General features: G+C 65.4%; 13 protein-coding genes. 3 read left to right on the forward strand and 10 right to left on the reverse strand.

All coding sequences use genetic code 11. From position 1 onward, the window contains the following. Positions 1 to 3: 3 nt before the first annotated feature. Positions 4 to 1,491, reverse strand: coding sequence for an aldehyde dehydrogenase family protein (locus ACYAS9_RS22395; protein ID WP_463570493.1), 1,488 nt, complete (start codon positions 1,489 to 1,491; stop codon positions 4 to 6). A gap of 232 nt (positions 1,492 to 1,723) precedes the next feature. Here ACYAS9_RS22395 and ACYAS9_RS22400 point away from each other — a divergent pair, with 232 nt between their 5' ends. From ACYAS9_RS22400 to ACYAS9_RS22410, 3 genes are all read left to right on the forward strand, one after another. Continuing rightward, entirely contained in the window at positions 1,724 to 2,893 is a 1,170-nt protein-coding gene (locus ACYAS9_RS22400) for a p-hydroxyphenylacetate 3-hydroxylase oxygenase component (protein WP_463570494.1), read from the forward strand. A gap of 65 nt (positions 2,894 to 2,958) precedes the next feature. Further along, positions 2,959 to 3,924, forward strand: a complete 966-nt coding sequence (locus ACYAS9_RS22405) for a p-hydroxyphenylacetate 3-hydroxylase reductase component (RefSeq protein WP_463570495.1) — start codon at positions 2,959 to 2,961, stop codon at positions 3,922 to 3,924. A 118-nt stretch (positions 3,925 to 4,042) separates the two neighbouring features. Continuing rightward, the gene (locus ACYAS9_RS22410; protein WP_463570496.1) at positions 4,043 to 5,020 is read left to right on the forward strand and encodes a methyl-accepting chemotaxis protein; all 978 of its coding nucleotides are present in this window, start codon (positions 4,043 to 4,045) and stop codon (positions 5,018 to 5,020) included. A 4-nt stretch (positions 5,021 to 5,024) separates the two neighbouring features. Here ACYAS9_RS22410 and ACYAS9_RS22415 read toward each other — a convergent pair whose 3' ends face one another. The 9 genes from ACYAS9_RS22415 to ACYAS9_RS22455 all read right to left on the reverse strand — a co-directional run bounded on the left by ACYAS9_RS22415 (position 5,025) and on the right by ACYAS9_RS22455 (position 17,710). Then, on the reverse strand, positions 5,025 to 8,666 hold the full coding sequence (locus ACYAS9_RS22415; RefSeq protein ID WP_463570497.1) for an AAA family ATPase: 3,642 nt from the start codon (positions 8,664 to 8,666) through the stop codon (positions 5,025 to 5,027). Continuing rightward, a complete protein-coding gene (locus ACYAS9_RS22420; protein WP_463570498.1) occupies positions 8,663 to 9,907 on the reverse strand; it encodes an exonuclease SbcCD subunit D C-terminal domain-containing protein in 1,245 nt (414 codons plus the stop codon). Before ACYAS9_RS22420 ends, ACYAS9_RS22415 begins: the two co-directional genes overlap by 4 nt. 37 nt (positions 9,908 to 9,944) lie before the next feature. After that, a complete protein-coding gene (locus tag ACYAS9_RS22425; protein WP_463570499.1) occupies positions 9,945 to 11,600 on the reverse strand; it encodes a BatD family protein in 1,656 nt (551 codons plus the stop codon). After that, positions 11,597 to 13,321: a VWA domain-containing protein gene (locus ACYAS9_RS22430; RefSeq protein ID WP_463570500.1), complete on the reverse strand. Its 1,725-nt coding sequence runs from the start codon at positions 13,319 to 13,321 to the stop codon at positions 11,597 to 11,599. The genes ACYAS9_RS22425 and ACYAS9_RS22430 overlap by 4 nt, the downstream gene beginning before the upstream one ends. Beyond that, entirely contained in the window at positions 13,318 to 14,394 is a 1,077-nt protein-coding gene (locus ACYAS9_RS22435; RefSeq protein ID WP_463570501.1) for a vWA domain-containing protein, read from the reverse strand. The genes ACYAS9_RS22430 and ACYAS9_RS22435 overlap by 4 nt, the downstream gene beginning before the upstream one ends. Further along, complete coding sequence (locus ACYAS9_RS22440; RefSeq protein WP_463570502.1) at positions 14,387 to 14,881, reverse strand: DUF4381 domain-containing protein; 495 nt, start codon at positions 14,879 to 14,881, stop codon at positions 14,387 to 14,389. Before ACYAS9_RS22440 ends, ACYAS9_RS22435 begins: the two co-directional genes overlap by 8 nt. Beyond that, entirely contained in the window at positions 14,878 to 15,822 is a 945-nt protein-coding gene (locus tag ACYAS9_RS22445; RefSeq protein ID WP_463570503.1) for a DUF58 domain-containing protein, read from the reverse strand. The genes ACYAS9_RS22440 and ACYAS9_RS22445 overlap by 4 nt, the downstream gene beginning before the upstream one ends. Positions 15,823 to 15,826: 4 nt before the next feature. Then, complete coding sequence (locus ACYAS9_RS22450; RefSeq protein ID WP_459749012.1) at positions 15,827 to 16,786, reverse strand: AAA family ATPase; 960 nt, start codon at positions 16,784 to 16,786, stop codon at positions 15,827 to 15,829. A 165-nt stretch (positions 16,787 to 16,951) separates the two neighbouring features. Further along, complete coding sequence (locus tag ACYAS9_RS22455) at positions 16,952 to 17,710, reverse strand: amidohydrolase family protein (protein ID WP_463570504.1); 759 nt, start codon at positions 17,708 to 17,710, stop codon at positions 16,952 to 16,954. Between the last annotated feature and the right edge of the window lie 13 nt (positions 17,711 to 17,723).

Here is a 17,723-nt window from a genome sequence, read left to right on the forward strand (position 1 = left end):
CAATCAATAACGGATCATCACCGATTTCAGCTCGGTGTAATCGTCGATGAACGCTTCGCCGAACTCCCGGCCGATGCCCGAGGCCTTGATCCCGCCAAACGGCACGGCCGGGTCCAGCAGGGTGTGCATGTTGACCCACACGGTGCCCGCTTCGATGCGCGGGATCATGCGCATGGCCTTGCCCAGGTCATTGGTCCACAGGCTGGCGCTCAGGCCGTACGGGGTGTTGTTCATCAGCGCCAGCATCTCTTCCTCATCGTCATACGGCAGGAAGGTCGCAATGGGGCCGAAGGTTTCTTCGTTGAGCAAGGTGTCGTTCACCGAATTGGCAAGAATCACCGTCGGCTCGACATAAAACCCCTCGCGCTCGATGAGTTTGCCGCCGTGGACGATGATGCATTTCTCGGCGCGCGCGCGGTCAAAGAACTGGCCCAGTTTCTGTTGATGAATGCGGTTGGTGACCGGCCCGAACTCGGTGCTCTCATCCAGCGGCGAGCCGATCTTCAAGGCTCGCAGGCGCTGCGACAGCTTGTCCATGATCTCGTCGATGCGCTGGCGCGGTGCAAAGAAGCGCTCGCCCGCCGCACAGATCTGCCCCGAATGCAGAAAGCCTGCCTCGATGGCGCCGTTGACCGCCTTGTCGATGTCGACATCGGCCAGAAACCCCACCGAGTTCTTGCCGCCCAGTTCCAGCGTGGCGCGGGTGAGGTTGGCGCTGATGGCGGTCTTGCCCACCGCGATGCCGGTGGGCACGGAGCCGGTGAACGACACCTTGTCGGTGCCCGGATGCTCGATCAAGGCCTGGCCGACCTTGCCCAGCCCGGTCACCACGTTCAAGGCACCGGCCGGCAGCCCGGCCTGAATGCCCAGTTCGGCGATGCGCAGGATGGTCAGCGGCGTGAATTCACTGGGCTTGATGATCACGCTGCAGCCGGTGGTCAGCGCCGACCCCAGCTTCCAGATGGCGATCATGGTCGAGAAATTCCACGGCACGATGCCCACCACCACCCCGACCGGCTGGCGCAAGGTATAGGCGCTGTACTGCTCGCCATTGAACGAGGGCAGCGACGGGGTAATGGTCTGCCCGGTGATGCGGGTTGCCCAGCCGGCGAAATAACGCAAGAAGTGCGCGGCCTGGCCGACTTCGAAGGCACGGGAAATCTGGATGATCTTGCCCGACTGCAAGGTTTCGATCTGCGCCAGTTCCTCGCCATGCTGCTCGATCAGGTCGGCCAGCTTGTTCAACACGCTGCTGCGCACCGCCGGTGCCGTTTGTGACCAGGTCTTGAAACCCTGGCGCGCCGAGGCCACGGCGGCATCGATATCGCCACTGTCGGCATTGCCGACCCGTGAGATGACCTGGCCACTGGCCGGGCTGATCACCTCGATGTTCTCGCTGCCATGTGCGGCAACGCTGCGGCCATCGATGAACAGACCATGGTCACGGTCCAGAAAGGCCTGAACCTGGGGGAGCAGTTGAATATCGGTCACGTGAAGTACCTCGGGCAGGGAAAGCAGCAAAGAGGTCATCAGGGTACGTTTCGGCTGTCAGGCATTCTTGATCGAGCCTGACCGGGGTTTGTTTGTGCCTGCCAACGGTGCGGTGGGCAGCGGCAAGGGCTGGCCTGTGAAAAGTGCAATCTTCCATCTGGAAGGTGCATTTTCTGCTGTCGGGGCGGCGCACATACTGGGCCGACTCCTCCAATAATAAGCAGAGCCCCTCATGAAAAAGCCCAATTCCCTGCTTGAAGACCTGCGTGCGATTCTGCCGGCCATCGTTGCCAATGCCGCCCAGGCTGAAAAAGACCGCAGCGTGCCCGCCGAGAACATCGCCCTGCTCAAGAGCATCGGCTTGCACCGCGCCTTTCAGCCACGTCATTACGGCGGCCTGGAAATCTCGCTGCCACAGTTCGGCGACTGCATTGCTGTGTTGGCCGGCGCCTGCGCCAGCACCGCCTGGGCCATGAGCCTGCTGTGCACCCACAGCCACCAACTGGCAATGTTCTCGGCCCGTTTGCAGGACGAGGTCTGGGGCGAGGACCGCGATGCCACCGCCAGCAGCAGCGTGGCGCCGTTCGGGCGCACTGAAGAGGTCGACGGCGGGGTGCTGTTCAGCGGTGAAATGGGCTGGAGCAGCGGCAGCGACCACGCCGAATGGGCCATCGCCGGCTTTCGCCGCAAGAACGCCGAAGGCACCCAGGATTACTGCTTTGCCGTGCTGCCGCGCAGCGACTATGAAATCCGTGACGACTGGTACGCCGCCGGCATGAAGGGCAGCGGCACCAAGACCCTGATCATCGACAACGCATTCGTGCCCGAGTACCGCATCCAGAAAGCCCGGGACATGATGGAAGGCAAGTCCGCAGGCTTTGGCCTGTACCCGGACAGCAAGATTTTCTATTCGCCGTACCGTCCGTATTTCGCCAGCGGCTTCTCGACCATCAGCCTGGGCGTGGCCGAACGCATGCTGGTGGCGTTTCGCGAAAAGACCCAGAACCGCGTGCGTGCCTACACCGGCGCCTCGGTGGGCGCGGCAACGCCTGCATTGATGCGCCTGGCCGAATCCACCCATCAAGTGGCCGCTGCACGGGCCTTTCTGGAAAAGACCTGGCAGGAACACGCCGACCATAGCGAGCGTCACCAGTACCCGGCGCGCGAAACCCTGGCGTTCTGGCGCACCAACCAGGCCTATGCGGTGAAGATGTGCATCCAGGCCGTGGATCGCCTGTTCGAAGCCGCCGGCGGCACTGCCTGGTACGAGAGCAACGAGATGCAGCGGCTGTTCCGCGATGTGCACATGACCGGCGCCCATGCCTACACCGACTACGACGTCTGCGCGCAGATTCTCGGTCGCGAGTTGATGGGCCTGGAGCCCGATCCGACGCTGGCCTGAATACAGCCTGATTCTTATAAAAACAGTTAGCAGGGCAGCCACTGAGCGCTGTCCAGGAGTCTTGCATGTCCACATCCGTAGCCACACCTGCCGCCACCACCGCCAACAACCCGCTGGACGGGCGTGCGTTTCGCCGCGCGCTGGGCAATTTTGCCACCGGCGTCACGGTCATCACCGCCGCCACGGCCGCCGGCAACAAGGTCGGGGTCACCGCCAACAGCTTCAACTCGGTGTCGCTGGACCCGCCACTGATTCTCTGGAGCCTCGACAAGCGCTCCACCAGCCATGACGTGTTCGCCGAGGCATCGCACTTTGCGGTGAACATTCTGGCCGCCGACCAGATCGATGTGTCGAACAACTTTGCCCGGCCCAGGGATGACCGCTTTGCCGGCATCGAGCATGAACCGGGTGTGGGCGGCTCGCCCTTGCTGATGGACTGCTCGGCGCGTTTCGATTGCGAAAAGTACCAACAGATCGACGCTGGCGATCACTGGATTCTGATCGGCAAGGTCGTGGCCTTCGATGACTTTGGCCGTTCGCCGCTGCTGTATCACCAGGGCGCCTACTCGATGGTGCTGCCGCACACACGCATGACCCAGCGTGAACAAGGCCAGCCGCCGAGCAGTCACTTTCAGGGCCGCTTGCAGCACAACCTGTACTACCTGATGACCCAGGCGCTGCGCGCGTACCAGGCCGATTACCAGCCGCGCCAGTTGTCCACCGGGTTACGCACCAGCGAGGCACGGATGCTGATGGTGCTGGAGAACGACGCGGGCCTGGGCCTGAGCGAACTGCAACGTGAAGTGGCGATGCCGGTCCGCGAAATCGACGAGGCGGTGGCCAATCTGCGGCGCAAGGGGCTGGTCTGCGACCGCGACGAGCGCGTGTGCCTGACGCCCAGGGGCGTGGACGAAACCGAAGGCCTGTGGAACATCGCCCGCGAGCAGCAGGACAAGGTGTTCGGCCAGTTCAGCGATGAGCAGATCGAGACCTTCAAGCGCGTGTTGCAGGCGGTGATCCGCAACGGCTGAGCCGCATGACAAGGCCTGTGGCAGGCCGGTGCAAGTAGATTGGCAGCCATGCACATGCAGGGCAGGGGCGATCCGCGATCAGATCGGTCGCGGAGTCCTTCATGTCCGGGGTGTGCAGATGTTCTTCAAAAATAACCAATGGGTCGACGAACTCAGGCCAGCGCTGCAACGCATCGCCGCCGGCCAGCCGCCTGGCGCTCTGCAAGGCGCCAGCTTGCAGCGTTTTCCGGGATTGCTGGACGATCTTGCGCAATTGGCCCGGCAGCGCGAGCAATTGCACGATCAGTTGCAGCAAGCCGCTGCCGGGCAGGCGGCGTTGCAGGCGCAGTTGCAGAGCGAACGTGAGGCGCTCAAGGCCTCGGACGCCGAACGCCAGCGCTTGCAACAGCAGTTGCACACGCTGCAGGACGAGCACCTGCAACTGAGCCACAGCCTGCAACAGCACCGTCAGGAACAGCGCTTCTGGGCGCTGCTGCAGTCGACGCTGACCGAAGGCTTCTGGGACATCCATGTGGTCAATGGGCGTGTCGACGACCCGGCGAGCCTGATGCGCATCTCCGATCCGTTCCGCACTTTGATGGGTTATCTGGCGCATGAACTGCCCGATGGCTGGGACAGCCAGGTGAGCATCTCGCACCCCGACGATCTGCCCGGAATCCTGCAGACCTTCGAGCGCGAAATCGTCGCGCCCGGTGGTAGTGGCGAGTATGTCTTCGAGTACCGCATGCGCCACAAGAGCCGCGGCTATATCTGGTGCCGGGAGCGCGGGCGGGCGATTCGTGACGAACACGGCGTATTGCAACGGGTGATGGGCGCGGTGCGCGACATCAGCGACGAACGCTCGGCCATGGCCAGCCAGGCGCAGATGCAACAGCACAATGACGCCACCTACGGGCAGATTTCCACCGTGGTCGGGGTGATCAAGGGCATTGCCGACCAGACCAACCTGCTGGCCCTGAACGCCGCCATTGAAGCGGCGCGTGCAGGCGATGTGGGCCGAGGCTTTGCGGTGGTCGCCGACGAAGTCAAGAAACTCGCCGAAAGCACCCGCCACGCCACCCAGCAGATCCAGACCATGCTGGTGCACAAGACCTGATGTGTTACGAGCCCACCTCCAGGGTGCTCAGGCCATTGCCCTGGCGTCTGACGCGGATCTGCACGGCGATGCGTTCGTGCATTTCCTGGACATGGGAAATCACCCCGACCTTGCGGCCCTGGGCTTGCAGGCCGTCGAGCGCGTCCATCGCCAGTTGCAGCGATTCGGGGTCCAGGCTGCCGAAGCCTTCGTCGATGAACAACGATTCGATGCGCAGCGTGCTGGAGGCCATCGAGGCCAGGCCCAGCGCCAGCGCCAGCGAGACCAGGAAGGTTTCGCCACCGGACAGCGAGTGCACCGAGCGCACTTCATCGCCCATTTCGGTGTCCATCACCAGCAGGCCGAGCAGGCTGCCGCCGCGCTTGAGGCGGTAGCGGCGCACCAGCTGGCGCAGTTGTGCGTTGGCGTGGTGTACCAGCAGATCGAGGTTGTAGGCCTGGGCGATCTTGCGAAAGCGGTCGCCTTCGGCCGAGCCGATCAGTTCGGCCAGCCGGCCCCAGCGCAAGCGCTCGGTGCCGGCCTGTTCGATGCGGGTCTGCAACTCGCCACTCTCGGCCTGGCGGCGCTGGTCTTCGCTGACCTGGGCACGCAGGTCGGCGCACTGTTGTTCGCTTTCGGCGCATTGCGTCTGAGTGGCGTGCAGCGCCTCGGCCAGTTCAGCACCCTCGAGGGCCTGTTGCTGCGCCCTATGCTGCTCAAGGCGCTGCTCGCGCTCCTGAATCAGCACCCTGGCCTGCTCCAGGGCTTTTTCGCTCGATTGCAGACGCTGACGCAACGGTTCGATCTGCGCCTCGTCGACATCGAGCAGGCTCTGCAGGGTCGCGTCGTCCAGTTCGCTGTGAGTGCTGCGCCAAGCGGCAATCTGCTCGACCAGTTCTGCGTGCTCACCTTGCAGCGCCTGGTGTTGCTGCTCGCAGGCCGTGAGTTCGGCCGCCAGTTGAATGGCCTGCGCCTGATTGCTTTGCAGTGCCTGCGCCGCCTCGGCTTCTGCGCTGCGGGCCTGTTCCACGGCCTGCTCCAGCGCCTGCTGCCAGTGTTCGGCGCTGGCCTGCGTGCCCAGCAGTTCGCTCAAGGCCAATTGACTGGCATGCTGCTGGTCGCTCAGTTGCTGCACCTGCTGTTGCAGTTCGCCCAGGCGTTGCTGATGGTTGGCCTGTTGCTGCTGGAGCTGTTCAAGCGCTTTCTGCCGTTCGGCTTGTTCTTGCTGTTCGTCCTGCTGTTGCTCGATCAGCGCCAGGCGCTCGCTGACCTGCTGTTCAAGACGCATGACGCTGGCGCTGGTGTCGTCGCGCAGCGCGTCGAGCGTGGCTTGCGGCAGCAAGGTCGCCAGTGCGTCGAGTTCTTCCTTGAGGCGTTCGCGGTCGGCGTGCAATTGCCGCTGCTGTTCCTCGACCTGCCGCGTGGCGGTCTGGCTGGCCTGTTGCGCTTCGTGCAACTGGTGCTGCAAGTGCGCGGCATCCTGCTGCAGTTTGAGCAACGCTTGCTGGCGCTGTTCGTCCTTGAGGATGACGTCGCCCAGTTGCTGCAATTGCCGGTTCAGCCAGGCACTGCGCTCGGCCGGTGTGCGATCCAGTAACGGCGCGGCCTGCGGATGTTCTTGCAGTTGCCCGGCCAGTTGTTGCTGCTGGGCCTGCAACTGTTTGTGCCGCTGGAGAAAGTCTTTTTGCCGCTCGATGATCACGCCGACCTGCTCGCGCAGCTGGCTGCGGCGTTCCTTCAGCTCATCCACGGCCTTTTCGGCGTTGGCCTGTTCGTTTTCATCGTGCTCGGCCAGCCCCTGCAACATGGCTTCGGGCTGATGCCAGGGATGCTCGGCGCTGCCGCACACCGGACACGGCTGCTCATCCTGCAACTGATTGCGCAGCGCTTCGACGCTGGCACTGCGCGCCAGGCGCTGGCGGTCGAGCAGTTGCCGGGTGACGATCAGGGTCTGCTCGGCAACCTTGAGTTGCTCGGCAATCGCCATACCGTTCTCGGTCAGTTGCTCGCGCTCAAGCCGGGTGCTTTGCAATTGTTCGCTCAACGCCTGCAAGGGCGCGTCGAGTTCCTGCTGGCTGGCCCACAGGCGGCTGAGTTCTTCGACCGCACGTTGCTGCTTGCGGTTGTCTTGCAGCAAACCGCCAAGCAATTGCAGGTGTTCGGTGACGGCCTGGACTTCGACATCCGCCTCGCGGTAGAGCAAATCCACGGCGTCGCGCTGGTTGCCCAGTTGCTGCTCGGCCTCCACCGCGCGTTGTTCCAGCGCCGGCAGTTCCTGCTGGCCGAGGCGCACGCGGTTGGCGGTCAGGGTCAAGGACTTGAGGCGGTCGCGCCAGGCGCTCCAGGCCTGGGTCAGCGGCGCCAGCGCGGTGCTGGCTTCAAGCTGCCCGGCGATGGTGTGCAGGCGCAAGCCGACCTGTTGCTGCTGGTCGAGCAGGGTGGCAACACGCGCCTGGCCCTGTTGGCAGTCTTGCTCGCTGTGTTGCTGCTGGGTGCGGGCCTTGTCCAGCCCGTCAGCCAGGTGGATCAAGGTGTTCTGGGTGTCGAAGGCTTGTTGCAGGCGCGGTCGCGCCTCGCCCGACTGTTGCTGGGCCGCGAGCAGCGCGCTGTGCGCCGCGTCGCGGCGGGTTTGCAGGTCCAGGTGCTGCGCGCTCAGTTCAATCTGGCGCGCCTGTTGCCGGGCAATGCGTTCGGCCAGCGGCGTCAGTTGCGCCTCCAGCAACGTACGGCGGACAAAGCGGTGGCGCTGCGGCCCCAGGCGTTCCAGCTGGGCTGACATCTGCCGCTGGTCAGCGAGTTGCTGCCAGTCCTGTTCGGCGGCGTTCAGGCTGTTGCGCGCCGTCAGCGCCTCATCGCCCAGGCGCTGCAATTCGCCGAGCCATTGCTGTTGCTGTTCCAGCTCGCGCAGCCTGGCCTGGTGCGCCTTGAAGTGCTGAAGTGCTTCACTCAACTGCGCGTCCAGCCCGGCACGCGCTTCAGCGCTCATGGGCGCGACGCCGCTGGCCAGCAGGTTGAGGTCTTCCAGGGCTTTTTTGGCGTCATTGGCCTTGAGGTAGGCGCGCTTGCCCAGCTGGCTGTAGATGGCCGTGTTGGTGAGCTTTTCCAGCAGCTCGCTGCGCTCTTTGTCGTCGGCCTTGAGAAAGGCGCTGAACTCGCTCTGGGCCAGCATCACCGCGCGGGTGAATTGCTCGAAGTTCAGGCCCAGGCGCTGCTCGATCAATTGTTCGAACTCGCGCTTGCTCTGGTTGCTGAGCACCTGCTCGCTGTCCAGATCGGTCAGGGTCTGGCGGCTGGCCTGGAGTTTCTTGGCGGCGTTGTCACGGGCACGGTTGGTTTCCCAGCGGGCGCGGTAGCGGCGCTGGTCGATGCCGACAAAGTCGACCTCGGCGTAGCCACTGCCGGTGCCACGACGCAACAGGGTGCGCGGGTCGCTGGTGGTGATCTCGCCGTCGATGTCCGGCACTTTCGAGGCGGTGATGCGGCTCAGGCGCGGAATGGCGCCGAACAGCGCCAGGCACAAGGCGTCCAGCAGCGTGCTTTTACCGGCGCCGGTCGGCCCGGTGATGGCGAACAGGCCGGCGCTGGCCAGGGGTTCTGCGGTGAAGTCCACTTCAAAGGGACCGGCCAGCGAGGCAAGGTTTTTCAGGCGGATGGCAAGGATTTTCATGGCTGCTCGCTCTCGTGCTGGACTTCACGCAGCAGCGTGGCGAAATCGCTGAGGGTCTGCTCATCGACGGGGTTGCCGTAGTTATCTTGCCAGGCGCGGCTGAACAGCTCGTGCGGGGTCAGTTGCTCCAGCTCGATCAGCTCAAGGCCCGCATCGTTCGGGTCGTCACTGCTGGCGCCTGCGTATTCGGCGGCGATGCGCACCAGGCGCACGGCCTTGCCTTGCAGCGCCGCTTCGATGCGGTTGCGCAGGTCCGGCTGCGGCTGGTCCAGGCGCACGCGCACCTCAAGCCATGGCCGGCGCTCGGGGTCGTCGAGCAGGTCGACATCGGCCAGGGCGGCGATCTGCACCAGCAGCTCATCGAGCAGCAACGGTCCCAGGCGCTGCAGCGGCACGGCGCGCGGGATCAACAGCGGCTCGACGCTGAGCAGGCGTTCGCCGTCGCAAGTGATTTCAAGAATCTGGTGCTTGTAGCCGATTTCCGAAAACGACAGTGGAATCGGTGAGCCGCTGTAGCGGATGCGTTCTTCGCCGTTGACCTGTTGCGGCTTGTGCAGGTGGCCGAGGGCAACATAGGTGATCTCGGACACGAACAGGCTGGCGGGCAGGGCCTCGGCGTTGCCGATGATCAGGCTGCGCTCGGAGTCTTCGGACACCGAACCCCCGGCCATGTGCGCGTGGCTGACGGCGATCAGCGCCTGGCCGGGCTGGCGTTTGGCGACGGCAGCGTCGATCAGCAGGCGATGCACCTTGGCGATGCCGTGCAGGTAATCGTCGCCCAGCAGGGCGCCGGTGACCTCGGCCGGGCGCAGGAACGGCAGCGCCAGGCACCAGGCGCGCACTTCGCCCTTGGCGTCGGGCAGCGGCAGCAACAGACGTTCGGCGTCCAGGCTGCCATCGTCGAGCCACAGCACACGGCCCAGCGCGTGAGTGCGCAAGCGGCGCATCAACGGCGCGGGCAACTCGATGCGCGAGCCGGAATCATGGTTGCCGGCAATCATCACGATGGTCAGCTGCGGCTGTTGTTCGTGGGCATCGACGATGAATTCGTAGAGGCGTTCCTGAGCCGTGACCGGCGGGTTGACCGTGTCGAAGATATCGCCGGCGATCAGCAGCACATCGGGCTGGCGCTCGGCCAGGCGGGCCAGCAGCCAGGCCAGAAAAGCCTGATGCTCGAAATCCCGGTTTTGACCATGCAGGTGCTGACCCAGATGCCAGTCGGAGGTGTGGAACAGACGCATTTGATTACCTTGTCATTGAAACGGGAGTACCGGCGGGCTACTTCGGATACAGCGGTGGCAATCCCGCTTCGCCGTTGGCGGGCTGGGCGCTTTCGCTGGCCGGCAGGGTGCGGATCGCGCGCCACAGGTCTTCGCCCAGCCAGAACTGCCCGGTCTCGCTGTACAGCGCGCCGTTGAGGCCATCCAGGGCATCGGACAGCGGCACGAAGCGGGCAGCCATGTCGGCCAGGGTTTCCGGTTGCTGGCGCGCCCAGGCATCGAGCGCCTGGCGGGTGGCTTGCGGGTCGTTGGCCTGGCAGGCGCGCTTGAGGTCGTCCAGCACCGTGCGTGGGCTGGGGCCGTTCTGGGCGATGCGCGCCACCGCCGGCTGGCCGCGCGCGCGCCACCAGAAAATCGCGCCCAGCAAGGTGGTGCAGGCGAAGAACAGCGTGCTCAGTTGCCAGACCCACAGCCACGGCGCCAGGGTGCTGTGTTCGCTGCCCACCGGCGTGTCGACCGCCAGGCCCGGATTGCTGGTGACTTGCAGGGTACGGGCCGGCACGCTGGTGTGTTCTATATGTTCTTGCTGGGTGTTCCACCAGGTCACCTCTACGCTCGGCAGCTCCATGGCGCCGCTGCGGTTGGGCACCAGGGCTTCGCTTTCCTGACGCCGGCCGATCAGCCCGCGCTCGACGGCCTCGTTGCTCAGTTGCGGCTGGTCCGGGTAGCGGCGCAGGCCTGGCAGGTCAGGGTTTTGCAACGGCGGCAGTTGCGCCGCCGACAAGCCCTCGACCTTGAGGGTCAGGGTACGGGTCAACGAGTCGCCGACTTGCGTGTTGATGGTGTCGGGGTTCCAGTTTTCATCCAGCGTCACGTTGCGCGCCGGTAGCCAGGGCAGTTGCGCGGGCCAGCTCTCGGGCACCGGCTTGACGGTCAGGTTGATCTCGGCAGAGCTGACCTGCAACGCCTTGCCCGGTTGCGGGCCATACGGGTTGGGCGCCTGCTGCTGGCCGGGGCCGATGGCCGATGCGGCTTGTACCTGGGTGGCGCTGAACACCAGCGCCGGGATCGGCAATACGCCGCTGCGCTGCGGGTAAATGGCGTAGCGGGTCTCGATGACCCCGTGGCGAATACCGTTGATCAGCTTTTCATAGGTGCGCGACTCGCCGAGCTTTTCGATCCGCGCCTCGGGCAGTTGCAGCGGGCTGAGGCTGCTGTCGTCGAACAGCGACACCGAATGATAGATGCGCAGCGTCAGCACGGCCTGGGCCTGCACATAGACGTTGTCGTGGTCCAGGCTGGCCTCGATGAACACCGGTGCCAGCTCGTTGGCTGGCTCCTGAGTGTTGCTGGGCAACACTTGCAGGGTGATCGGCTGGCTGCTCAGTTCACCCAAAGTCAGCGGCGGAATCTGCACACTGCCGGTCTGGCGTGGCAGCAGGGTGATCAGCCAGCGGGTGTTGGCCTGGCTGGCGCCGTCGAGCGTGGTCAGGCGGTTGACCTGGCGGGTGTCGCGCACCTCGAAATCAGTGTCCAGCACGCTCAGGTCGGGCTTGCCGAACTGGGTCACGTCGCTGGTTTCCAGGGTCAGCTCCACGGTTTCGCCCGCACTCAGGCGCGTGCGGTCGACCTGGGCGGTCAACTCTGCCGCGTGGGCTGGCAGCATGAGCAGCCCGAGCAGCAGGCCAGCCAGTGATGAAAGGAGGCGACTCATGGCGTGTTTTCCTGATGCTGCTGTTCATAGCGAAATTTGCGTCGCAGCAGTTCGCCGGGGTCGTCCGGGATCTGCCGCAGCCAGTGTTCCAGCGCCTGGCGCCGCTCGGCATCGATCGGCCCATCGCCGGCCTGTAGCGGCGGGCGGGTGGTGTTGTCGGCGTCGTCCGAGATCGGCGTGCCGCTGACCTTGTCACTGTCGCCCTCGTCGGGCGGGCTGTTGGCGTCGGCCTGCTCAGCGGGTTGCGCGTCACTCTGGCCATCGGCCGAGGCGGCGTCCTGGGCGGCGTTATCGCTCTGCGCCGTCGGTTCATTGTCCTCTTCTGGCGAGGCCTCCTCAGGCGGCGGTTCTTCGGCCGCCTGCGCCTGATCGCGGGCCTGCTGTACCAGCAGCCGGTTGATCTGCGCGGCCGGAAAGTCCGGCTGACGCTCCAGCGCCAGCTCGAAGGCGTCCAGGGCAGCGTCAAGTTCGCCGCTCAGCGCCAGCGCCGTGCCACGGTTGTAATGGTCGGCGGCGCTGTCACCGGCCGCGAAGCGTTGGGCGGCGCCGGCGTAGTCACCGGCGGCGAACAGGGCCATGCCTTGCCATTGCACATTGTCGAAGCGTTGTGCCGCCTCGGACGGGCGATGGCGCTCCAGCAGGCGCTGGCCTTGCTGGTCAGGACGCTGCCACAGGTCTTGCCACTCGAATGCCAGGCTTTCGCGCGGCAACACACACAACAAGGCCAGTCCAAACAGCCAGCCCCGGCGCATGGCGGTGGCGGCCAGCAGCAATAACGGCAACAGCAGCCAGTAGCCTTCGTCGGCCCAGGTGTCCAGGCGCAGGCGGCGCCCGTCGCTGAGGACCCGTTGCGGGTTATCGAGCAGCCCCAGCGTTTGCAGGTCTTGCAGGTCGCCGTGTGCCGGTTGGTAATGCCCGCCGATCGAGGTGGCGAAATCGTCGAGGCTGGCGCTGTCCAGGCGCGACAGCACGATGGCGCCGTGTTCGTCGCGCAGCAGGCCGCCGTTGTCCAGGCTGACCGGCGCGCCGTCGCTGCTGCCCATGCCCAGAATCAGCAGCGGCGTGGCCTGGCGCGCTAAAGCTGCGCGAATGCCCTGGCGCTCCTGATCGCTGAGCGAGGTGCCGATCAGCAGGATGCGGCCCTGGCCGACATCGGCCTGACGCAGCAGCGCCAGCGCTTTGCCGATGGCCAGGTCGGCGCGCTGGCCGGCCAGTGGCATGATCGCAGGCTTGATGGTTTCAAGCAGGTTATGACTGGTGGCCAGGTCATCGGACAGCGGCACCAACGTGTGGGCGCTGCCGGCATAGACGACGATGGCGGTTTGCGCATCGCTGCGCGTGGCCAGCAGGTCGCGCAGCTTGCGCCTGGCCAGTTCCAGACGGTTGGGCGGGGTATCGCTGGCGAGCATTTGCGGGGTCAGCTCGAGCACCACCACCAGCGGGTCGATGGGTTTCTGGCCTACTTGCTCCAGGCGCTGCCAGCTCGGACCGACCAGCGCCAGTACCGCCAGCAGCCAGGCGATGCCCAGCACCACCCAGTGGGTTTTACTGTCGCGGCCCTGACCACCGCCGAGCAGAGCGTGATGAAAGGCCGGCGGCAGGATCATCTGCCAGCGGCCGGCGCGTTTCTGCCGGTGCCAGAGTTTGTACAGCAGCCACACCAGCAGCGGCACGACAAGCAGCCAGGCGGGGCGCAGCCAGTGCGGCCAGAGGCTGATCATTTCGGGCTCCGTAGCTGTTTGAGGCGTTGTTGCCAGCGTTGCAGGTGCGCCGCCAGTCGCTGGCGTGTCCAGGTGTGCAGGCGCGGCAAGGCGCGGTTGGGCCACAGCTCGACAATCACCCACAGCAGGCTCAGCAACAGCGCAAGCGCCAGTGGCCAGGGATACAGCGCGTGGGCCGGGCGCACCTGGGTGGGCTGTTGCGCGACCGGCTCCATGGCGTCCAGCGTGGCACGGATTTTTTGCAACTGGTCGCCATCCCGGGCGCGGAAATACTGGCCGCCGCTGAGCTGGGCGATGCGTTTGAGGGTCGGCTCGTCCAGGTCCAGGCTCGGATTGAGGCCCAGCAGGCTTTGCACGCCGGTGCTGTCGGGGTCGGCGCCGATGCCGATGGGGTAGATGCGCACGCCTTCTTCGGCGGCCAGCCGGGCGGCGGTGACCGGGTCGATCTGCCCGCCGTTGTTGGCGCCGTCGGTGACCAGCACCAGCACCCGGCTTTCGGCCGGACGCTGGCGCAGGCGCTTGAGGGCCAGGCCGATGGCATCGCCGATGGCGGTGTTCTTGCCGGCGATGCCGATGCGCGCCTCGTCCAGCCAGACCCGCACGGTGTGACGGTCGTAGGTCAGCGGCGCCTGCACGAATGCCTGGCTGCCGAACAGGATCAGCCCGACCCGGTCACCTTCGCGGCCTTCGAGAAAATCGCCCAGCAGTTGCTGGACCAGCGCCAGACGGGTGACATCCTCGTCTTGCCATTGCATGTCCGGGTAGTCCATCGAGCCCGACACATCCACTGCCACCAGCAGGTCGCGGCCGCTGGCGGCAATCGGCAACGGCTCGCCCAGCCACTGCGGGCGGGCGCTGGCGCCGAGCAGCAGCAGCCAGATAACCAGCAACGGTGCGCCCTGGCGCCAGACCGGCAGGTTGGCCTTGGCGCGTCGCCCGCTCAGGCCTTCGAGTTCGTTGAGAAAGCTGACCTTGAGCGCCGCCTCACCGCTGTCGGCGACCGGCAGCAGCCAGCGCATCACCCACGGCAACGGCAACAGCGCGAAGATCCAGGGCCAGGCGAATTCAAACATGCTTGCGAATCCAGGTGTCGACGGCCTGGGTCAGGCCGCTGATGGCCTTGTCGTCGAGTTTGCATTCGGGTTTGTACGCGCCCTCGACCAGCACCATCCAGCGCGTCAGGCCGGCAGCGGGGCAGCGGTTGTCGAGAAACGCCAGCCACTTGCGCCCGTTCAGGGTGTGGCTCTGGCTGTAAGGGTATTGGTTGCGGCACAAGCGCTTGAGCAGTGCGTTGATCTGCTGCAACCAGGCACCGGCCGGCGCGCCATCGTAGGGCTTGGGCAGGCTGGCCAGCTCGGCCAGGGCCGACACGCGCAGCGGGTCCAGCGGTTGTTCGGCACGCGACAGCGGCGCCTTGGCCCGTAGCAGCCGGCGCAGGCGCCACAGGCCAAGGCCTGCCAGCGGCAGCAACACCGCCAGCAGCCACCAGCCGGGCGCCGGTGGCCAGGCGCTGACAGGCGCGGGCGCGATCAGCGGTTGCAGTTGGTCCAGCGGGCTCATGGTTGTTTACCGGGACGCTGGGGGTTGAGGAACTGACGCAGTTGTTCGACCAGGTCGGTCTGGGTACTCAGCGGCATCAGCAACACGCGCAGTTTCTTGGCCAGCCGTTCCCAGCGTGCGCAGCGCTCTTCACCCTGGGCGCGATAGTTCTTGCGCAGCTCGCTGTCCAGGGTATCGAGCTCAAGGCTGGCGCCGCGTTCGGCAAAGCGTAGCAGGCCGGCAGCGGGCAGGGCGCGGTCCAGCGGGTCGGACAACGGCAGCAACAACAGGTCGCAATGGCGTGACAACAGGCTCAGTTGCTGTTCGGCGGCATCGCCGAGCGCGCGTTCGTCGCACAACACGATCACCAGGCTGCCGGGACGCAGCACTTCGCGGGCACGCCGCAAGGCGGTGCCGAAGGCGTCGCGGTCGGCGGCGATCTCGGTGTGCAGCGACTGGTTGACGCGCACCAGCCGGTTGAGCAGTTGCAACAGGCTCTGCTTGCTGCGCCGTGGCTTGATCTCGTAGTGCTCGCGGTCACCGAACACCAGCCCGCCGACCCGGTCGTTGTGCTCCAGCGCCGCCCAGCCGATCAGCGCTGCCGCTTGTGCGGCAAGCACCGACTTGAAGGTCAGCCCTGAGCCGAAGAACAGCCGGCGGCTTTGTTCGACCAACAGAAAGATCGGCCGCTCGCGCTCTTCATGGAACAGCTTGGTGTGCGGCTCCTGAGTGCGGGCGGTGACCCGCCAGTCGATATTGCGCACATCGTCGCCGGCCTGGTAGACGCGCACCTGATCGAAATCCACCCCGCGCCCGCGCAGCTTGGAGTGGTGCAGGCCGATCAGCGGGCTGCGCCGGGTGGGCGTCGAGAACAGCTGTACCTCGCGCACGCGATGGCGCATCTCGATCAGCTCACGCAGGCTGACGCGGATACCCGGCTGGGAAATCAGCTCCGGTTGCATGGCGTCAGGCTACGGCAACGACGTCAAGGATGCGCTGGGTCACGCGGTCCTGGTCGATGCCGGCCGCTTCTGCTTCAAAAGACAGAATGATGCGGTGGCGCAGCACATCGAACAGCACCGCCTGAATGTCTTCGGGGCTGACAAAGTCGCGCCCGGCCAGCCACGCATGTGCCCGCGAGCAGCGGTCCAGCGCAATCGAGCCGCGCGGGCTGGCGCCATAGGCGATCCACTCGGCCAGTTCCGGGTCGAACTTGGCAGGCGTACGGGTGGCCATCACCAGTTGCACCAGGTATTCCTCCACCGCATCGGCCATGTACAGGCCGAGAATCTCTTTGCGGGCGGCAAAAATCGCCTGCTGGCTGACCCGTCGCTCGGGCTTGGTTTCGCCGTTCAGCGCTTCGCCACGGGCCTGCTGGAGAATCTTGCGTTCCACCGCCGCGTCCGGGAAGCCCATTTTCACGTGCATCAGAAAGCGGTCGAGCTGGGCTTCGGGCAGCGGGTAGGTGCCTTCCTGCTCGATCGGGTTCTGGGTGGCCATGACCAGAAACAGCGGCGACAGGTCGTAAGTGCTGCGCCCGACGCTGACCTGACGCTCGGCCATGGCTTCCAGCAGGGCCGACTGGACCTTGGCCGGGGCACGGTTGATTTCGTCGGCCAGCACCAGGTTGTGGAAGATCGGCCCTTGCTGGAACACGAAGCTGCCGGTTTCCGGGCGATAGATTTCGGTGCCGGTGATGTCGGCGGGCAACAGGTCCGGGGTGAACTGAATGCGATGGAACTGGGCCTCGATGCCTTCGGCCAGTTCCTTGATGGCCTTGGTCTTGGCCAGCCCCGGTGCGCCTTCGACCAGCATGTGGCCATCGGCAAGCAGGGCAATCAGCAGGCGCTCGACCAGCTTTTCCTGGCCAAGGATCTGGGTGGAAAGAAAGGTTCGCAGCGCATTCAGCGCTTCACGATGTTCCATCGGTGATGGTTCCTGGCAGGCGTGTGCCGTTATGTCGGAGAGCGGTCAGGGCGCGGCACGTTGAACCTGGTTCAGACCCTGGACCGGGGGCGATACTTTAATGCATCCGGGGCTGGAACGACTAATGACGGCGGGGGTTTTTTATTGAATCGACGGCTTGATGCCTCATGAGGTTTGCAGGCGATAGAAGCTGAAAGCGTTGTGCCACAGCGCCCGCTGGGCTCCGGCATCGCCCAGGGTCTCGAACAGGGCCTCGATATCGCGGGCCGTAATCCCGCGTTGCCCCGGGATCATCGGGGCGCCGCTACCGAACATCAGCGCGTTGGGATTGGCCTCGTGAATGTCCTTGAGCATCAGCGCCATGCTCGGGTTGAAGCGCCCCGGCGCGCAGACCTTGATGTGTACGCCGCGCTCGGCCAGGCGCAGCAGGCTGGGCAGGGCAGGCCGGCTCAGGGCCCGGTGGTCCAGGCTCAGCGAGGGCAATTGCAGCAGGGTTTCTTCCAGTTCGGCCAGTTCGCGGGAATCGACGGCCAGTTCGGTGTGCCAGCCGACATGGCGGTGCACGCGCTTGGCGATGCCCAGCACCTGTTCGGGCAGCAACGCGCCGCCGCGCCGCAGGGTCAGGCGCAGGCCGCGGATGCCGAAGCCGTTGAGGGTGTCGAGTTCGGCATGGGTGACCATCGGCGAGACTTGCGTCACGCCGACGAAACCGGCCCCCAGCCAGCGCAGCGAGTCGAGCAGGTGGCCTTGTTGAAAGCCCTGCAAGGCGCTGGACACCACCACACCGCCGCTGAAGCCCAGCGGCACGACGCAGTCGCGGTAGTCCTGAATGGTGAACGGCTCGGGCGGCGACTCAAGATGGGTCTTGAGCCGAAAGCGCGGGTTGAATATGTGGCAGTGGGCGTCGAAGCGAGGGGCGGTCATGGCAGGCTCCACA

The organism is Pseudomonas sp. HP_08 (assembly GCF_055284095.1).

What these genes read in the sequence shown, in the direction of transcription:
- ACYAS9_RS22420 (WP_463570498.1), bottom strand. Translation starts at nt 9,907, where the DNA reads ATGCGTCTGTTCCACACCTCCGACTGGCATCTGGGTCAGCACCTGCAT.
- ACYAS9_RS22450 (WP_459749012.1), bottom strand. Translation starts at nt 16,786, where the DNA reads ATGGAACATCGTGAAGCGCTGAATGCGCTGCGAACCTTTCTTTCCACC.
- ACYAS9_RS22410 (WP_463570496.1), top strand. Translation starts at nt 4,043, where the DNA reads ATGTTCTTCAAAAATAACCAATGGGTCGACGAACTCAGGCCAGCGCTG.
- ACYAS9_RS22455 (WP_463570504.1), bottom strand. Translation starts at nt 17,710, where the DNA reads ATGACCGCCCCTCGCTTCGACGCCCACTGCCACATATTCAACCCGCGC.
- ACYAS9_RS22425 (WP_463570499.1), bottom strand. Translation starts at nt 11,600, where the DNA reads ATGAGTCGCCTCCTTTCATCACTGGCTGGCCTGCTGCTCGGGCTGCTC.
- ACYAS9_RS22405 (WP_463570495.1), top strand. Translation starts at nt 2,959, where the DNA reads ATGTCCACATCCGTAGCCACACCTGCCGCCACCACCGCCAACAACCCG.
- ACYAS9_RS22430 (WP_463570500.1), bottom strand. Translation starts at nt 13,321, where the DNA reads ATGATCAGCCTCTGGCCGCACTGGCTGCGCCCCGCCTGGCTGCTTGTC.
- ACYAS9_RS22445 (WP_463570503.1), bottom strand. Translation starts at nt 15,822, where the DNA reads ATGCAACCGGAGCTGATTTCCCAGCCGGGTATCCGCGTCAGCCTGCGT.
- ACYAS9_RS22415 (WP_463570497.1), bottom strand. Translation starts at nt 8,666, where the DNA reads ATGAAAATCCTTGCCATCCGCCTGAAAAACCTTGCCTCGCTGGCCGGT.
- ACYAS9_RS22400 (WP_463570494.1), top strand. Translation starts at nt 1,724, where the DNA reads ATGAAAAAGCCCAATTCCCTGCTTGAAGACCTGCGTGCGATTCTGCCG.
- ACYAS9_RS22440 (WP_463570502.1), bottom strand. Translation starts at nt 14,881, where the DNA reads ATGAGCCCGCTGGACCAACTGCAACCGCTGATCGCGCCCGCGCCTGTC.
- ACYAS9_RS22435 (WP_463570501.1), bottom strand. Translation starts at nt 14,394, where the DNA reads ATGTTTGAATTCGCCTGGCCCTGGATCTTCGCGCTGTTGCCGTTGCCG.